We start from the raw sequence: 17,163 nt of genomic DNA, 5'->3' as shown, positions 1-17,163 counted from the left end.
GGGCATGGATGTTTTGCAGTGATCCGGAGGTCATTTTCCTCGCTCAGCTCTCTGCAGCTGTTGTTGCTGGCATTTTGTGCTGTGACCCTGGCATTTCTCTGGGTGCGGCACTTTCAGCATCAAGCCTCCTCTGCTGATGAAGCGCTGGCTGCCAAGGCGGCAGAGCATCTGAATCTGGCTGCAATAGCCGGGCAGAATCTGCGCCAGCTGGTCGATCGGGCCCAGGTCATTGGTGAGGTCGTGCGTGACGATTTCGGTGGCACGGCCAATAGCCGGCAGGGGCTGGTGCGCATGCTTGCCGAAGACCCGGTGTTCAAGCGCATGAGCCTGTATGGCCTGGATGGGCGGCTGCTGTCTGCCAGTCACATGGATGAACCGAGTCGCTTGCCGGTGCTGTGGCTTGAGCAATTGGCCGACCATTCCATGCAATACGGGCTCAAGCCGCTGTTGCCGCTCGTTGTCCGCGCGCAGGATGCGCCTTCGCTGCCCAGTTGGCGCTTACCATTCATGTTGCCGTTGGTCGACTCTGCAAACGGTACGCTCAATCGCATTCTGGTCGTGCAACTGGATATCGGTTATCTGGCTGCATTGTTCGAGCGTATTGATCTGGGGCGCAGCGGCATGATGCGCTTGCTCGATGGTGCGGGTCAGGAGTTGCTGCGCATCAACAGCAGTGGGGTTGTGGTGGGTGGCGGGGCGCTTGAGCCGGGCTTTGCCACTGTGCAGGAGCTTTCCGGGCAACTGCTTCAGCAGGCTGGCCCAAGCCATTACCAGAGTCTGTATGTGCGCCTGCCGGAGCGCGGCTTTACCGTGGTGGTCAGCCAGGGTGTCGACGAAATCCTGCACGCCTCGCGTGAGTCGTTTCGTGGTCGGCTATGGCTGAACCTGAGCATGACGCTGCTGCTTCTGGGCTGCCTGTTGTGGACGCTGCGCCTGCTGCGCAAGCGCCAGGACGCCTTTGTTGCTCTGCAGCAGGTCCAGCAAGCCAATCAGGCGTTGATTGCCCGGCTTGAAGAGGAACACCGGCGTAGCAGTCATGCGGCCGCCACTGATCATCTCAGTGGTTTGCACAACCGCCGCCAGTTGCTCAAGGTCGCCATGCGGGCGCTGGGCAAGGGGCAGTTGATGGCGGTGCTGTTTATCGACATGGACCGTTTCAAGTCGATCAATGATTCGCTGGGCCACGAGATTGGCGACTTGCTATTGCAGGCGGTCGCCGGGCGGATCAGTTGGATGCTTGGGCCTGGAGACGAAGCCTCGCGCTTTGGTGGTGATGAGTTTGTCGTGCTGCTGGCCGGTGAGCGTAATGAGCGGCAGATAGACGCCTGGGTGGGTGCGTTGGTGCAGAAGTTGTCGGCACCCTACAGCCTGGCTGAGCATATGCTCAGTACCAGCCCCAGCGTCGGAGTAAGCCTGTATCCGCGTGATGGGCAGGCGGTCGATGAGCTGATTCGTGCTGCTGATGCAGCCATGTATCTGGCCAAGCGGGCCGGGCGCGGCCAGTACCGGTTCTTCGATGCCTCGCTGAATGTCGAGGAGGGCGAAAGTTTTGCGTTGGAGCAGGCTTTCGTCGAGGCGCTGCAGGGGCGGCAGTTCATTCTTCATTACCAGCCCCAGATGCGCCTGGATGATATCTCGCTCAGCAGTTGTGAGGCGTTGGTGCGCTGGCAGCATCCGGTGCTCGGGTTGCTTTATCCGGATCGGTTTATCGCATTGGCCGAGCGCAGTGGTTTTATCGTCGAGCTGGGCTGGGAAGTGCTGCGTCTTGCCTGTGAAATGATGGCGCAGTGGTGTGCGCGAGGGCAGCCGATTCGTCTGGCGGTCAATGTGTCGGCCATTCAGTTGCGTCAGGCCGATTTTAGCCAGAGGGTCCTTGATGAACTCGACAGGCATGCCCTGAAGCCTGAGTGGCTTGACCTGGAAATTACCGAAACGGCCGTGCTGGAAGACGAAAACCTGGCGGTCGAGCATCTTCGTCGTCTGCGTGATGCAGGCTTGAATATCAGTCTTGATGACTTTGGCAAAGGTTATGCGGGGTTTGCCCACCTGCAAGCGTTGCCATTGACCAAGTTGAAGCTTGATCGTGCGCTGATTGCGTCCTTGTCGGGCGTCATGGATGACAGCCCGATTGTGTCGTCGACCCTCATCCTGGCCAAGCGCCTGGGACTTGAGGTGGTTGCGGAGGGGGTGGAGACCCGCGAGCAGATGCTTTACCTGAAGCGGGTGGGCTGCGATTTCGCCCAGGGTTATTACTTCAGCCGGCCGCTGTCGTTGCAGCAGTTGAGTGAGTACGTGCCGTTAGTCGATGAGCCGGAGCAGGTATGCGTGGAATAAGAGTCGTGTCGACGTTGCTGCTGCTCTGGCTGTTCACTGTGCAGGCTTATGCCCAGTGTCAGCAAAAGAGCTTGCGGGTGGCGGTCATACCCAAGAAAGGTATGGATGTGCTGCTGCATGAGTACCGGCCGTTGCTGGATCAGTTGAGCCTGAAGTTGAGCATGCCGGTGGAGATCGTCGCGTCTTCTTCTTATGAGAGCGTTGTCGATGCGATCGTCTCGGGCGGGGTGGATATCGCCTGGCTGGGGCCGGCCTCTTATATCCTGGCGCATGGTCGTGACCCGCGTATCGAGCCGTTTGCCAGCCTGACCATTGATGGCGGGTATTTCACGCCGCCGGGGCATCATTATCAGGCGCTGTTGTTGGTGCGTGCCAGCGAGTTCGACAGCCTTGAGGCGCTGCGTGGCAAGACGGTCGCCTTGAGTGATCCGGTCAGTACCTCGGGTAGCCTGATCCCGAACGCCGAGTTTGCCCGGCTGACCGGTCTGCCGCTTGCGCAGTTTTTCGGTTCGGTGAGCTACTCGGGCTCGCACGACAAATCCCTGGATGCGTTGCTGGGCAAGCGCATTGACGCGGTGTTCGTGGCCAGTGTGCGCGCCGATGCCTATCTGCGCGAGGGGCGCATGCAGCAAGACAGCTTGCGTGTGCTGTGGCGTTCAGAGCCGATTTACTACGACCCCTACGTTTTTAGCGGCAGCCTGTGTGATGAGTTGAAGCGTGCTATTGGCTCGGTAATGCTGGGCGACAGGGCGGTGCTGGGCGACTTTCTGAAGTCGCAGGGGGCGTCTGGGCTGGCGCCGGTCAGTCATGCCGAGTACGCGCCGCTGCAACAGTTGATGCAGGGCAGATAGAAAACGCGGGCATAAAAAAACCGACCCTCAGGTCGGTTTTTTCAAGAACAGGTCAATCAGGCGGCTTCTTTCAGGGCCTTGATGTGACCGTTCAGGCGGCTCTTATGACGAGCAGCCTTGTTCTTGTGGATGATGCCTTTGTCGGCCATACGGTCGATGACAGGCACAGCCAGAGTGTAAGCAACTTGTGCTTTTTCTGCGTCTTTTGCGTCAATGGCTTTAACTACATTCTTGATGTAGGTACGAACCATGGAACGCAGGCTGGCGTTGTGGCTGCGACGCTTCTCAGCCTGTTTTGCACGTTTTTTGGCGGAAGGTGAGTTGGCCACCGTCAAGCTCCTCGAAAGACTGTTATGAAATAGCTAACAAATAAGGCCGCGAATCATGCCGATGTGCCCAATGAATGTCAAGGGCAGATACAAGTTTGCGCCGAGTGGTCTTGCACCTTGCCGGTGATTCATTTCCGGCGCCGGGGCTGTACACTCGCGGACTTTGGCTTCGGGCTTTTTTGGGCCGCGGAGTATCGCATAAATGGACGACAGCAAACAGCGTCCTTTGCTCGAGGCGAATTGTTGCGCTAATGAATCTGCTCAAGTCACTGGCTGCGGTCAGCTCCATCACCATGTTGTCCCGGGTTCTGGGGTTCGTGCGCGATACCATCATCGCCCGGGCGTTCGGTGCCGGGATGGCCACCGATGCGTTTTTCATCGCTTTCAAGCTGCCCAACCTGCTGCGGCGAATCTTTGCCGAGGGGGCGTTTTCGCAAGCATTCGTGCCGATCCTGGCCGAGTACAAGAACCAGCAGGGCGAGGAGGCGACCCGCACCTTCATCGCTTATGTCTCGGGGCTACTGACCCTGGCCCTGGCGGTGGTGACCCTGCTCGGTGTGCTGTTTGCGCCCTGGATCATCTGGGCGACAGCGCCGGGCTTTGCCGACACGCCGGAAAAGTTCGCCCTGACCTCCGACCTGCTGCGGGTGACCTTTCCTTATATATTGCTGATTTCGCTGTCTTCGCTGGCGGGGGCGATTCTCAATACCTGGAACCGCTTTGCCGTGCCGGCCTTTGTGCCGACCCTGCTCAATGTCAGCATGATCGTGTTTGCACTGTTGCTGGTGCCGTACTTCGATCCGCCGATCATGGCGCTCGGTTGGGCGGTCTTGGCCGGTGGCCTGCTGCAGCTGCTTTATCAGTTGCCGCACCTCAAACGCATCGGGATGTTGGTGCTGCCGCGCCTGAACCTGCGTGATGCGGGTGTCTGGCGGGTGATGAAGCAGATGCTGCCGGCGATTCTCGGCGTGTCGGTCAGCCAGATTTCGCTGATCATCAACACCATATTCGCCTCTTTTCTGGTGGCAGGCTCGGTGTCATGGATGTATTACGCCGACCGCCTGATGGAGCTGCCGTCCGGCGTGTTGGGTGTGGCGCTGGGCACCATCCTGTTGCCGATCCTGGCCAAGACCTACGCCGACCGTGACCGTCATGAGTATTCGCGGATTCTCGACTGGGGGCTGCGCCTGTGCTTTGTGCTGGTATTGCCCTGCACCCTGGCGCTGGGGCTGATTTCCGAGCCGCTGACGGTTGCGTTGTTCCAGTACGGCAAGTTCGATGATCACGACGCGCTGATGACCCAGCATGCGCTGATTGCCTATTCGGTTGGCTTGCTGGGGATCATCCTGATCAAGGTGCTGGCGCCGGGGTTCTACGCGCAACAGAATATCCGCACGCCGGTGAAAATCGCGATTTTCACGTTGATCGTCACTCAATTGCTCAACCTGGCGTTTATCGGGCCCTTGCAGCATGCCGGCCTGGCGCTGGCGATCAGTGTCGGCGCGACGATCAATGCCTTGTTACTGTTCTGGCAACTGCGTCGTCAGCAGTTGTTCCAGCCGCAACCGGGCTGGCCGCTGTTCCTGCTCAAACTGTGCGTGGCGGTCGCTGTCATGGCCGGCGTGCTGCTGGGGGTGATGCAGTTGATGCCGGCCTGGGCAGAGGGCGGTATGCTCGAACGCTTCGTTCGTCTGGGGATTCTGGTTGCGGCCGGGGTCGTGGCCTACTTTGCCATGCTGCTGTTGCTGGGTTTTCGCCTGAAGGATTTTGCCCGCAAGGCGATCAAGACGTAACGTGCCTGTCGTCCTTGTCCCTCTGTAGGTATAATCGGCCACTTTATGAGCAAGATGTGCGTTATGCAGCTGGTTAGAGGCCTTCACAACCTGCGCCCCCAGCACCGGGGTTGCGTCGCCACGATTGGCAACTTCGACGGTGTACACCGCGGCCACCAGGCTATCCTGGCGCGCCTGCGTGAGCGCGCCGCCGAACTGGACCTGCCCAGCTGCGTGGTGATCTTCGAGCCACAGCCGCGCGAGTTCTTTGCCCCCGACACCGCGCCGCCGCGCCTGGCGCGGTTGCGCGACAAAGTCGAGCTGTTGCGCGCAGAGGGCGTTGACCGGGTCCTGTGCCTGTCATTCAATCAGCGCTTCAGCCAACTCAGCGCCACCGAGTTCGTCGAGACCATTGTTCTTGATGGCCTCGGTGTGAAGCACCTTGAAGTGGGTGACGATTTTCGTTTTGGCCATGACCGTTCCGGTGATTTCGATTTCCTGCAACGTGCCGGCGCCGCCCACGGGTTTACTGTCGAAGCGGCGCAGACCGTCGAGATCGATGGCCTGCGGGTCAGTAGCACCAAGGTACGCAAGGCGCTGGCCAGCGCCGACTTCGACCTTGCCGAACAACTGCTGGGCCGCCCGTTCGCGATTTCCGGGCGCGTCCTGCATGGCCAGAAGCTGGCCCGCCAGCTCGGTACGCCGACCGCCAATGTGCAGCTCAAGCGCCGCCGCGTGCCGCTGAGCGGGGTCTATCTGACCAGCACCCTGATTGACGGTCAGGTCTGGCCGGGGGTTGCCAATATTGGCGTGCGTCCGACCGTGGCCGGCGATGGCAGTGCCCACCTCGAGGTGCATCTTCTGGATTTTGCCGGTGATCTCTATGGCCGGCGTTTGACGGTGGTTTTCCACCAAAAGCTGCGTGATGAGCAGCGCTTTGCCTCACTGGAGGCGCTCAAGACGGCGATCAATGCGGATGTCGCCGCCGCCCGTGCCCATTGGCATGGCCAACCGCTAACCAAGAGCCTGAAATGACCGACTACAAAGCCACGCTAAATCTTCCGGACACCGCCTTCCCGATGAAGGCCGGCCTGCCCCAGCGCGAACCGCAAACCCTGCAGCGCTGGGACAGCATTGGCCTGTACCAGAAGCTGCGCGAAATTGGCAAGGACCGTCCCAAGTTCGTCCTGCACGACGGTCCGCCCTATGCCAACGGCAAGATTCACATCGGTCATGCACTGAACAAGATCCTCAAGGACATGATCGTGCGTTCCAAGACCCTGGCCGGTTTTGACGCGCCTTACGTGCCCGGCTGGGACTGCCACGGCCTGCCGATCGAGCACAAGGTCGAGGTCACCCACGGCAAGAACCTGTCGGCCGACAAGACCCGTGAGCTGTGCCGTGCCTATGCGGCCGAGCAGGTCGAGGGCCAGAAGGCCGAGTTCATCCGCCTGGGTGTGCTGGGCGAGTGGGACAATCCCTACCTGACCATGAACTTCGCCAACGAAGCCGGAGAAATCCGCGCACTGGCCGAAATGGTCAAGGGCGGCTTCGTATTCAAGGGCCTCAAGCCGGTCAACTGGTGTTTCGACTGCGGCTCGGCCCTGGCTGAAGCGGAAGTCGAGTATCAGGACAAGAAGTCGCCGACCATCGACGTCGCCTTCCCGATTGCCGACGACGCGAAACTGGCTGCCGCTTTCGGCCTTGCGGCGCTGCCCAAGCCCGCGGCCATCGTGATCTGGACCACCACCCCGTGGACCATCCCGGCCAACCAGGCGCTGAACGTTCACCCTGAATTCAACTATGCGTTGGTCGATACCGGCGAGCGCCTGCTGGTGCTGGCTGAAGAGCTGGTCGAGGCGTGCCTGGCGCGCTACAAGCTCGAAGGTTCGGTGATCGCCACCGCCACCGGTAAAGCGCTTGAGCTGATCAATTTCCGCCATCCGTTCTACGACCGTCTGTCGCCGCTGTACCTGGCCGAGTACGTCGAGCTGGGTGCCGGCACCGGTGTGGTACACAGTGCCCCGGCCTACGGCGTAGACGACTTCAATTCGTGCAAGCATTACGGCATGAGCAACGATGACATCCTCAGCCCCGTGCAGAGCAACGGCGTGTATGTCGAGTCGCTGGAGTTCTTCGGTGGCCAGTTCATCTTCAAGGCCAACCAGAACATCGTCGACAAGCTGGCTGAAGTCGGCAACCTGATGCACACCGAGACCATCAGCCATAGCTACATGCATTGCTGGCGGCACAAGACCCCGCTGATCTACCGTGCTACGGCACAGTGGTTCGTCGGCATGGACAAGCAGCCGGCTGCCGGTGCCAGCCTGCGCGAGCGTTCGCTCAAGGCCATCGACCAGACCAAATTCGTCCCGGCCTGGGGCCAGGCGCGTCTGCATTCGATGATCGCCAACCGGCCTGACTGGTGCATCTCGCGCCAGCGCAACTGGGGCGTGCCGATTCCGTTCTTCCTGCACAAGCAAACCGGCGAACTGCATCCGCGCACTGTCGAGCTGATGGAGCAGGTCGCCCAGCGCGTCGAGCAGCAAGGCATCGAGGCCTGGTTCAAGCTTGACGCTGCCGAGCTGCTCGGTGACGAAGCGGCCAGCTACGACAAGATCAACGACACCCTCGACGTGTGGTTCGACTCCGGCACCACGCACTGGCATGTACTGCGTGGCTCGCACAATATCGGCCACGACAGCGGCCCGCGCGCCGATCTGTACCTGGAAGGCTCCGACCAGCACCGCGGCTGGTTCCACTCCTCGTTGCTGACCGGTTGCGCCATCGACGGTCATGCGCCGTACCGCGAGCTGCTGACCCACGGCTTCACGGTCGACGAGAACGGCCGCAAGATGTCCAAGTCGCTGGGCAATACCATCGAGCCGCAGAAGGTCACCGACACGCTGGGCGCCGATATCCTGCGCCTGTGGGTTTCGGCCACCGACTACTCCGGCGAAATGGCCGTTTCCGAGCAGATCCTGCAGCGCAGTGCCGACGCCTACCGGCGGATCCGCAATACCGCGCGCTTCCTGCTGTCGAACCTGTCCGGCTTCAACCCGGCCACCGACCTGCTGCCGGCTGAAGACATGCTGGCGCTGGACCGTTGGGCGGTGGATCGCACCCTGCTGCTGCAGCGCGAGCTCGAAGAGCACTACGGCGAATACCGCTTCTGGAACGTCTACTCGAAGATCCACAACTTCTGCGTGCAGGAGCTGGGCGGTTTCTACCTCGACATCATCAAGGACCGTCAGTACACCACGGGCGCCAACAGCGTTGCGCGGCGTTCCTGCCAGACGGCGTTGTTCCATATCTCTGAAGCGCTGGTGCGCTGGATCGCGCCGATCCTGTCGTTCACGGCCGACGAGCTGTGGCAGTTCCTGCCGGGCGAGCGCAACGAGTCGGTGATGCTCAACACCTGGTATCAGGGCCTGAGCGAACTGCCAGCAGGCTTCGAGCTGGACCGCGCCTACTGGGAGCGGGTCATGGCGGTGAAGGTTGCGGTCAACAAGGAAATGGAAAACCTGCGCGCTGCCAAAGCCATCGGCGGCAACCTGCAGGCCGAAGTGACCCTGTACGCCGAAGAGGCGTTGAGTGCCGATCTGGCCAAACTCGGCAACGAGCTGCGGTTCGTCCTGATCACCTCGACTGCCACCGTCGCGCCGTTCGTTTCGGCGCCGGCCGATGCGGTGGTGACCGAAGTCGAAGGGCTCAAGCTCAAAGTGGTCAAGTCCGGGCACGCCAAGTGCGCCCGTTGCTGGCATCACCGCGAAGACGTGGGCAGCCACGCCGAGCATCCGGAAATCTGCAACCGCTGCGTAGACAACATCAGCGGTGCCGGCGAGGTGCGTCACTATGCCTGACTCGGGGCTGGATAAGGGCACCGGCCGGTTCGGCCGGCTGTCCTGGTTATGGCTGAGCCTGCTGGTCCTGGTCGTTGACCAGGTCAGCAAGTACTACTTCGAGAACTCGTTGAACCTGTACCAACAGATCATCGTGATTCCGGATTACTTCAGCTGGACCCTGGCATATAACACCGGCGCAGCGTTCAGCTTCCTGGCGGACGGCGCCGGCTGGCAGCGCTGGTTGTTCGCCGTGATTGCGCTGGTGGTCAGTGCGGTGCTGGTGGTCTGGCTCAAGCGCCTGGGGCGCGATGAGACCTGGCTGGCGGTCGCCCTGGCACTGGTGCTGGGCGGCGCCATCGGCAATCTCTACGACCGCGTCGTGCTGGGCCATGTGATCGACTTCATTCTGGTGCACTGGCAGAACCGCTGGTACTTCCCGGCGTTCAACGTGGCCGACAGCGCGATCAGCGTCGGCGCGGTGATGCTGGCGCTGGATATGTTCAAGAGCAAGAAAAGTGAAGAGGCTGTTCATGACTGAACAATCATCAGCGGGTGATATCCGCATCGGCCAGAACACCCAGGTGACGCTGCACTTTGCCTTGCGCCTGGAAAACGGCGACACCGTGGACAGCACCTTCGACAAGTCGCCAGCGACCTTCAAGGTCGGCGACGGCAACTTGCTGCCAGGCTTTGAAGCGGCGATCTTCGGCTTCAAGGCCGGTGATCACAAAAGCGTGCGCATCCCGCCCGAAGGTGCCTTTGGTCAGCACAACCCGCAAAACGTGCAAATCATGCCACGCTCGCAGTTCGAGGGCATGGAACTGTCCGAAGGGCTGCTGGTGATTTTCAACGATGCCGCCAATACCGAGTTGCCGGGTGTGGTGAAAGACTTCGATGAGCAGCAGGTGACCATCGATTTCAACCATCCGCTGGCCGGCAAGACCCTTGATTTCGAAGTGCAGATCTTCGAAGTCGTGGCGCTGGATTCGTAACGTTTTTCGCGGCTGAAGCCGCTCCTGCGGGAGCGGCAAAAGCTGCGCACCCTATACAGCCACAGGCTGCCGAGGCCAACATGCAAATCAGACTCGCCAACCCCCGCGGCTTTTGTGCCGGTGTGGACCGTGCGATCGAAATCGTCAACCGGGCCCTGGAAGTGTTCGGGCCGCCGATCTATGTGCGCCACGAAGTGGTCCACAACAAGTTCGTCGTCGAGGACCTGCGCTCGCGTGGGGCCATTTTCGTCGAAGAACTGGACCAGGTTCCGGATAACGTCATCGTCATCTTCAGTGCCCACGGTGTATCCCAGGCTGTGCGTAGCGAGGCGGCCAACCGCGGCCTGAAGGTCTTTGATGCCACCTGCCCGCTGGTCACCAAGGTGCACATCGAGGTGGCCAAGTACAGCCGCGATGGCCGTGAGTGCATCCTGATCGGCCACGCCGGCCATCCGGAAGTCGAAGGCACCATGGGTCAGTACGATGCCAGCAATGGCGGGGCCATCTACCTGGTGGAAGATGAGCAGGATGTCGCCAGGCTTGAGGTCAGCAACCCCGAGCGCCTGGCATTTGTGACCCAGACCACGCTGTCGATGGATGACACCAGCCGGGTGATCGACGCCCTGCGGGCGCGCTTCCCGGCTATCGGCGGGCCGCGCAAGGATGACATCTGCTACGCCACCCAGAACCGCCAGGATGCGGTCAAGCAACTGGCTGACGAATGCGATGTGGTGCTGGTTGTAGGCAGCCCCAACAGTTCCAACTCCAACCGTCTGCGCGAGCTGGCCGAACGCATGGCGACCCCGGCCTACCTGATCGATGGCGCCGAAGACATGCAGCGCAGCTGGTTCGACGGGGTGCACAACATCGGTATTACTGCTGGCGCGTCGGCGCCGGAAGTGCTGGTGCGCGGTGTGATCCAGCAGTTGCAGGAGTGGGGCGCCAGCAGCGCTCAGGAACTCGATGGCCGCCCGGAAAACATCACCTTCTCGATGCCTAAAGAGCTGCGGGTCAAGTCGGTGACCTGATACGCCCTCAAGGTCTGCCCTCAAAGTACAGCTCAGCCGCATAGCGGCTGATCGGTTTGCCGCTCCACCACCCTCACATTCCCGGTAATCGCCACCACCACCCGGTAGTGGCTGACCGGCTGGTCTCTGAGGCACACGTGGATGGTGCCGTTGCCGCCGCCGCGCAAACCGCCCAACTCGCTGAATGTGAGCTTCTGTGCGACCTTGCTATTGCCCACGATCCGCAGCTTGCCATTGAGCACCCGCTCCAGCAGCACCGGCCCATCCGGCCGTTGTTGATTGTGCTCGGCGATGATCTGCCAGCCCTGGCTCCAGTCCTCCCCAAGTGCCTGAATACTGACCTGCTGATGGCGGGTGATTGCCGCGACCCTTGCGGCGCGTATACCGCCGGCCAGCTCGCGGGCCGCCACCAGCCGTTGTTGCGCTTGCCACAGGTCGCTCAGGCCCGGCGCTGCCAGCCCGCTCAGAATGCTCAGAACAATCAGGGCAATCAGTAGCTCCAATAGCGTGAAACCGCTCTGTTTCATCGATCTTCCCTCCCTGGAAGAAAAGCTGACACTCGTCAGTCGTAAATGACCGTATATCCTTGTAACGGTTGTTCGGTGTTGCAGCCGCTTTATAGTCGTATCGTCAAGGAGACACTTAATGCCTCGTTCCGCCAAGGGATTCAGCCTGATCGAATTGTTAGTCACTGTGTCTCTGGTGGGAATTCTGGCGGCCGTTGCCATCCCGGGGTTCAGCAGCATGATCCAGAACAACCGCGCCGAGACTGAAGTCAGCGACCTGCAGCGGGCGCTCAATTATGCGCGGCTGGAGGCGATCAACCGTGGCATGACGATCCGCATCGCGCCGGTCAGCGGCGCCGACTGGACCGCCGACCTGCGAATCACTGACACAAAAACCAACCCGACCACCCTCAGGACCCTGAGCGGCATGAGTGCCGGTGCGGCGCTGGCCACCGGCAATGTGGCAGCCATCGAATTCAACAACCTCGGCGGGGTGGCGACACCGGCCAGCCAGGTGACCATGACCTACACTCGCGGCACGATCAGCAAGGCGTTGTATGTCTGCCTGACCGGAAGAATCGTTTTGAATGGAAGCTGCGGATGACCAAGACCTGTCGCGCTGCCCAGGCGGGCATGACCCTGATCGAGGTGCTGATCTCGGTGCTGATTCTGGCCATCGGTCTGCTGGGCGCCGCTGCTATTCAGCTCAATGCGCTCAAGTACACCGACAGTGCCGCGATGACCAGCCAGGCCAGCTTCATTGCCTATGACATGATGGATCGCATCCGGGCCAACGTGATCGGCAACGCCACCTCCAATGGCACCGCGAATGTGCTCGCCAGCTATGGGTTGTCGAGCCTGTCGGCGGCGCCAGCGCCCGGAAACGATGCGCGCTCCAGAGACCTGTCGGACTTCCGCGAAAATGTCACGGGTTTTGCCGGCACCGATGGCGCGCAAAGCAAGATTGCCATTAACGGCCAGGAGGTCACCATCACCATTTACTGGAATGACCGCCGTGCCCAGCAACCTGAAGACCTGGCCAGCGGAGCAACGCCTGCTGCGGCGGCTGCACGCAGCTTCGTACTTACCTCGCGCATCGGGGTCGGGGTGACGCCATGAAGCGCCGTTCACAAGGGTTCGGTCTCATCGAAATCATGGTGGCGCTGGCGCTCGGGCTGGTGGTCAGTTTCGGGGTGGTGCAGATTTTCATTGCCGCGCGCACGACCTTTTCCAGTCAGAACTCGGCAGCGCGCCTGCAGGAAGACGCCCGCTTCGTGCTGAGCAAGATGATCCAGGAACTGCGCATGACCGGCATGTACGGCTGCCTGAGCTTTGGCAGTTACATCCCGGTACCGCCAGCGATTGAGTGGCCGACGGCGCTTAACACCCCGATCCTCTGGGACAACACCACCAACACCCTGACCATTGTCACCGCCGACATCGGTACGGCCGGGGTCGCGCCGAACTGGACCATCCTTTCCGATTGCCAAACCTCGTCTCAGCTTTATGCCGGTTCCAGGGCGCCGGCTGCCGGCCAGACGGCGTTCCCGCTGCGGCAACTGGTCTACAGCTACAGTGCCAATAACGGCACCCTGAGCATCAAGGCCGGTACTGCCTCTACCCAGCCTGCCCAGCCCTTGCTGCAGAATATTGTGGCTTTCGACGTATCGTTCGGCATGACCGGCAGCCCCATGAGCTACACCCGGGTCATTAGCGCGGCCAGTTCTGCCGAGATCCGCAGCGTGCGCCTGAGCCTGACCCTGAGAGACCCGGAGGCGCGGGTCGCTAATCAGACTTACAGCGCTGTCGCCTACTTGCGTAACCGGTTCTGAGGGGGGATGCGATGAACACCAACCGCTTGCAGCGCATGCCCCGGTTTATCCAGCGCCAGCACGGCATGGCCTTGCTGGTCAGCCTGATCTTTTTGCTATTGCTGACGATGCTGGGCATTGCCTCCATGCAAAGCGCCACCCTGCAGGAGAAGATGGCCGGCAGTGTCACCCTGCGCAATACTTCGTTCCAGACCGCCGAGGCAGTGCTGCGCTTGGGGGAGACGGCGATCATGGCCAGCAACTTCAGCATGGCCAAGTGCAACTCGCCCGCCAATTGTCTGCCGCCAGCCGAGTCAACCAGCCTCACCACTGCCGGCACGGGCGCATCGGGGGTGCTGTGGGTGGCGGCCGGTGGTGGCTTCTACGGTATTCAGAACCTGGGTACTACCACCACACCGATCAGCCGCCCGCCGACCTGCCAGGCCGGTAGCTCGGTAACCATGTACCGGGTCACTGCGGTGGTCATTCAGGGCGCTTCGCGAACCGTGCTGGAGAGTATCTATGCCAATTGTTGAGGCGGTGTCGCGCGCCGGTAAGTACCTGGCGGGCCTGCTGTTGGGGTTATACGTAGCTGCCCCGGTCTACGCATTCAACCCGGCCCAGGTACCGCTGCTCAGTGCGCCTGCGGTCACCCCGAACGTCATGCTTCAGGTCGACAATTCGGGCAGTATGGACACCATTATCACGGCGTCCGGCTACAACCCCTCGGCAACATGGGGGCCGGTCTACACACCGGTGTACAGCTGCTTTCTGATTTTCTGCGGCTACAGCCAGGGCAACCCGATCAGTAACGGCACTGCCGATTACGTGTTTGTCGGCAACCTGAGCAGAACCGGTTGCAGCGGTGGGGCCTACGCGTTCTACCGTAATGCCAACTCCATCCATTGCATCACCCTGGCTGACCCGGCAGGGTCGGGCAATACCCGTTATCCGATCACCTACTTGTCGTATCTGGTGTCGGAACTCAACGCCGGCCGCAGCGTTTCCGGCATCCCGACCCAGAGCCGCCTCAATAGCGCGATTTCCGTGGCCCAGGGGCTGGTGCAGAACAACCGTGCCCTGCGCATCGGCCTGGCCGGTTACAACCCGCCCATCAGCGGCGACCCCGGCCCTGGCGGCAGTATCAAGCAATCGGTGGCCGACTTGTCAGCGGTGCCGGCCACAGCCTACCAGAGCGCGGTGAGCCAACAGACTGCCGACACCAACTACAACAACCTGCGCAATGCGATCGGCGCCCTGCGCGCCGAGGCCAACACCCCATTGGCCGAAACCTATTATCAGGTCACCCGCTACATGCGCGGCCTGTCGCCTTCGCCGTCTTACAGTGGGGCGCCAACGACCTTCACCAGCCCCATCCAGTACCGCTGCCAGAAAAACTATGGCGTGGTCATCACTGATGGCTTGCCCACCTACGACCGGACCTTCCCGAGCAACGATCCTGATGACCCCAGCGGCTGGCTGCCCAATTGGGACCGGATCAGCAACGACGGGCCGAACCTGACCGGGGATGACGAGGGCGATACCCTGTACCTCGATGACATCGCCAAGTTTGCCTATGACATCGACATGCGCCGCGACTCGCGCACCCCCGGTGGCGACCTGACCGGCAAGAGCTGGGACACCGGCGGCTTCCCGGTGCAGAACATGAGCACCTATACGATTGGCTTTACCCTGGATAACCAGATGCTGATCGATGCCGCTGACGAGAACCACGGGCGCGGCAAATACTTCCAGGCCAACGACAGCGCTGGCCTGAACAGCGCCCTGAGTCTGGCGCTGGGCGATATTTATGCCAAGGTCGGCTCGGGGGGCGGCGCCTCGGCCAACTCAGCGGTACTGCAGGCCGGCACCCGCTTCTACCAGACATTCTATGACCCGACCGACTGGCACGGCACCGTGCGCGCCTACAACCTCAATGCCACCACCGGGGCGCGGGGCTCGCAGATCTGGACCACCGACACCACCATGACCGGCAGCACCGCCGCGACGACCTTTGAGTCATGGAGTACCGGTACAACGCCGGCGCGGATCAGCCTGGATTACGCCAACTTCTCGCCGGCGCAACAGGCGGTGCTCAACGCCAACCTGCCCAGCGGCGTGACGGGCGCCAACCTGATCAACTGGGCCAAGGGTACGGCCAATGCGTCGTTGCGCAGTCGCAGCCTGCTGTTGGGCGATATCGTCAACTCCACGCTGGCGGTGGCGTTGCCCGGTGACAAGACCGCCAGTGACCTGCTCGGCGATACCTCGTATACGGCCTACCTGCAACTCAAGTCAGCCAACATGAGCAGCAGCGTGCTGGTCAATGCCAACGACGGTTTTTTCAACGTGCTCGATGCCGGTTCGGGCCAGCGCCGTTATGCGTTCATGCCTTCGACGGTGCTGCCTTCACTGTCGACCATCGCCTCGACGTCCTATGGTTCGGGCGTGCACAAGTTCACGGTTGACGGTCAGGTGGCGGTATTCGATACCCAGGCCGGTGGTTCCTGGCGCACCGTGGCCTACGGTGGTACCGGGGCCGGTGGCAAAGGTTATTTTGCAGTCAAGCTGTTCGAGGGCATCAGCAACGCCATCAGCGCACTCTGGGAGGTCAAGGCCCCTGACACCTCCACACCCAGCAACCGCTTCAACAACCTGGGCTACGCCTATTCCCGGCCTGAGGTGGCACGGATGGCCGATGGCACGGGCATCATGGTGGTCGGCAATGGCTACGGCAGCTTCACCGAGCGCGCCTCGCTGTATGTGATCAACGCCAATACCGGTGCGTTCATCGCTGAAATCCAGACCCCGCAGTTGAATAACGAGACCGATAACGGCCTGTCGTCGGTCAAGCTGGTGGTCAACGCCCAGAATGTGGTGCAGGCCGCTTATGCTGGCGACCTCAAAGGCCGTATGTGGAAGTTCGACCTGAGCGCTGCCAACCCCTCCAGCTGGAGCCTGGCTTTTGGCGGTCAGCCGCTGTTCACTGCGCCGTTAGGGGCTGCCCAGCCTATTACCGTGCAGCCGCTGATTCTTGATCATCCGCAGAACGGCAAGCTGATCTATTTCGGCACCGGCAAATTCAGCGAGACCACTGACAAGCAAACCACCGCGCAACAGGCGTTCTATGCCATCTGGGATGCCAGCGGTGGCACCGGCAATTTTGTCCAGGCCAACCTGCAGGTGCAGAACATCACCGGCACGGTGACTGGCAGCAACGCGACCTATTTCAGTGTCAGCAGAAATAACGTCGACTGGTCGACCCGCAAAGGCTGGTATCTGCCGCTGGCCACGGCTGCCCCCTATCTGGGGGAACGGGTCATCTTTCCTGCGCAGAGCAGCCGCAGCAGGATCATCTTCAGCACGGCAGCCGTGAACTCAACCGATCCTTGTGAAAGTACCGGTACCGGCCGGGTGTTCGTGCTCGATGCCGCCAGCGGCGGCATGTTCAACTATCCGGTGCTCGACACCACAGGTGACGGGATGATTACCAGCGCCGATGCCATGGTGGGTGGTCTGGCGGTCGGCAGCGGGATCCCGATTGTCAATGCGTTGCTATCGAGCACAGCAGGTGGTAACGACGCTATGGTAACCACTGACAGCAGCGGCATGATCCGCAATGACGCGCTTGGCGGTGGCCCGGCCAACGTATTTCAACGCATCATGTGGCGACAGATTCAGTAGAGAAGGTGACT

15 protein-coding genes are annotated in these 17,163 nt (G+C 61.2%); 13 read left to right on the top strand and 2 right to left on the bottom strand.

The window, feature by feature from the left end; translation table 11 throughout:
• Positions 1-18 precede the first annotated feature (18 nt).
• Positions 19-2,334, top strand: coding sequence for a putative bifunctional diguanylate cyclase/phosphodiesterase (locus PSCI_RS05190; RefSeq protein ID WP_045483686.1), 2,316 nt, complete (start codon positions 19-21; stop codon positions 2,332-2,334).
• On the top strand, positions 2,322-3,185 hold the full coding sequence (locus tag PSCI_RS05185) for a phosphate/phosphite/phosphonate ABC transporter substrate-binding protein (protein ID WP_052483354.1): 864 nt from the start codon (positions 2,322-2,324) through the stop codon (positions 3,183-3,185). The genes PSCI_RS05190 and PSCI_RS05185 overlap by 13 nt, the downstream gene beginning before the upstream one ends.
• A 56-nt stretch (positions 3,186-3,241) precedes the next feature.
• On the opposite strand, the gene rpsT is transcribed toward PSCI_RS05185, so the two are convergent.
• Positions 3,242-3,514 (bottom strand): 30S ribosomal protein S20, encoded by a 273-nt coding sequence (gene rpsT, locus PSCI_RS05180; RefSeq protein ID WP_045483684.1) that lies wholly within the window; start codon positions 3,512-3,514, stop codon positions 3,242-3,244.
• A 251-nt stretch (positions 3,515-3,765) separates the two neighbouring features.
• On the opposite strand from rpsT, the gene murJ reads away from it, so the two are divergent.
• The 6 genes from murJ to ispH all read left to right on the top strand — a co-directional run bounded on the left by murJ (position 3,766) and on the right by ispH (position 11,151).
• Positions 3,766-5,307, top strand: coding sequence for a murein biosynthesis integral membrane protein MurJ (gene murJ, locus PSCI_RS05175; RefSeq protein ID WP_045483681.1), 1,542 nt, complete (start codon positions 3,766-3,768; stop codon positions 5,305-5,307).
• A 63-nt stretch (positions 5,308-5,370) separates the two neighbouring features.
• Complete coding sequence (gene ribF, locus PSCI_RS05170; RefSeq protein ID WP_045483678.1) at positions 5,371-6,321, top strand: bifunctional riboflavin kinase/FAD synthetase; 951 nt, start codon at positions 5,371-5,373, stop codon at positions 6,319-6,321.
• On the top strand, positions 6,318-9,149 hold the full coding sequence (gene ileS / locus PSCI_RS05165) for an isoleucine--tRNA ligase (protein ID WP_045483675.1): 2,832 nt from the start codon (positions 6,318-6,320) through the stop codon (positions 9,147-9,149). Before ribF ends, ileS begins: the two co-directional genes overlap by 4 nt.
• Complete coding sequence (gene lspA / locus PSCI_RS05160) at positions 9,142-9,669, top strand: signal peptidase II (RefSeq protein ID WP_045483672.1); 528 nt, start codon at positions 9,142-9,144, stop codon at positions 9,667-9,669. The genes ileS and lspA overlap by 8 nt, the downstream gene beginning before the upstream one ends.
• Positions 9,662-10,123 (top strand): FKBP-type peptidyl-prolyl cis-trans isomerase, encoded by a 462-nt coding sequence (locus PSCI_RS05155; RefSeq protein ID WP_045483670.1) that lies wholly within the window; start codon positions 9,662-9,664, stop codon positions 10,121-10,123. The genes lspA and PSCI_RS05155 overlap by 8 nt, the downstream gene beginning before the upstream one ends.
• An 80-nt stretch (positions 10,124-10,203) precedes the next feature.
• The gene (gene ispH / locus PSCI_RS05150) at positions 10,204-11,151 is read left to right on the top strand and encodes a 4-hydroxy-3-methylbut-2-enyl diphosphate reductase (protein ID WP_045483668.1); all 948 of its coding nucleotides are present in this window, start codon (positions 10,204-10,206) and stop codon (positions 11,149-11,151) included.
• Between the two features lie 32 nt (positions 11,152-11,183).
• Here the strand turns inward: ispH and PSCI_RS05145 are convergent, their stop codons facing one another.
• A complete protein-coding gene (locus tag PSCI_RS05145) occupies positions 11,184-11,678 on the bottom strand; it encodes a GspH/FimT family pseudopilin (protein ID WP_045483666.1) in 495 nt (164 codons plus the stop codon).
• Positions 11,679-11,796: 118 nt separating this feature from the next.
• Between PSCI_RS05145 and PSCI_RS05140 the strand changes: the two genes are divergently transcribed.
• The 5 genes from PSCI_RS05140 to PSCI_RS05120 are packed head-to-tail and all read left to right on the top strand — an operon-like array spanning position 11,797 to position 17,152.
• The gene (locus PSCI_RS05140; RefSeq protein ID WP_045483664.1) at positions 11,797-12,261 is read left to right on the top strand and encodes a GspH/FimT family pseudopilin; all 465 of its coding nucleotides are present in this window, start codon (positions 11,797-11,799) and stop codon (positions 12,259-12,261) included.
• Complete coding sequence (gene pilV, locus PSCI_RS05135) at positions 12,258-12,776, top strand: type IV pilus modification protein PilV (protein WP_045483661.1); 519 nt, start codon at positions 12,258-12,260, stop codon at positions 12,774-12,776. The genes PSCI_RS05140 and pilV overlap by 4 nt, the downstream gene beginning before the upstream one ends.
• Positions 12,773-13,489: a PilW family protein gene (locus PSCI_RS05130; RefSeq protein ID WP_045483658.1), complete on the top strand. Its 717-nt coding sequence runs from the start codon at positions 12,773-12,775 to the stop codon at positions 13,487-13,489. The genes pilV and PSCI_RS05130 overlap by 4 nt, the downstream gene beginning before the upstream one ends.
• Positions 13,490-13,500: 11 nt before the next feature.
• Positions 13,501-14,004, top strand: a complete 504-nt coding sequence (locus PSCI_RS05125; protein ID WP_045483655.1) for a pilus assembly PilX family protein — start codon at positions 13,501-13,503, stop codon at positions 14,002-14,004.
• Complete coding sequence (locus tag PSCI_RS05120) at positions 13,991-17,152, top strand: pilus assembly protein (RefSeq protein WP_045483652.1); 3,162 nt, start codon at positions 13,991-13,993, stop codon at positions 17,150-17,152. Before PSCI_RS05125 ends, PSCI_RS05120 begins: the two co-directional genes overlap by 14 nt.
• Positions 17,153-17,163: the final 11 nt, after the last annotated feature.

This window comes from Pseudomonas sp. StFLB209 (assembly GCF_000829415.1).
Taxonomy (GTDB): Bacteria; Pseudomonadota; Gammaproteobacteria; order Pseudomonadales; family Pseudomonadaceae; genus Aquipseudomonas.
The sequence above is the reverse complement of the archived record's forward strand: the minus strand, read 5'-3'. Positions and strand labels throughout refer to the sequence as shown.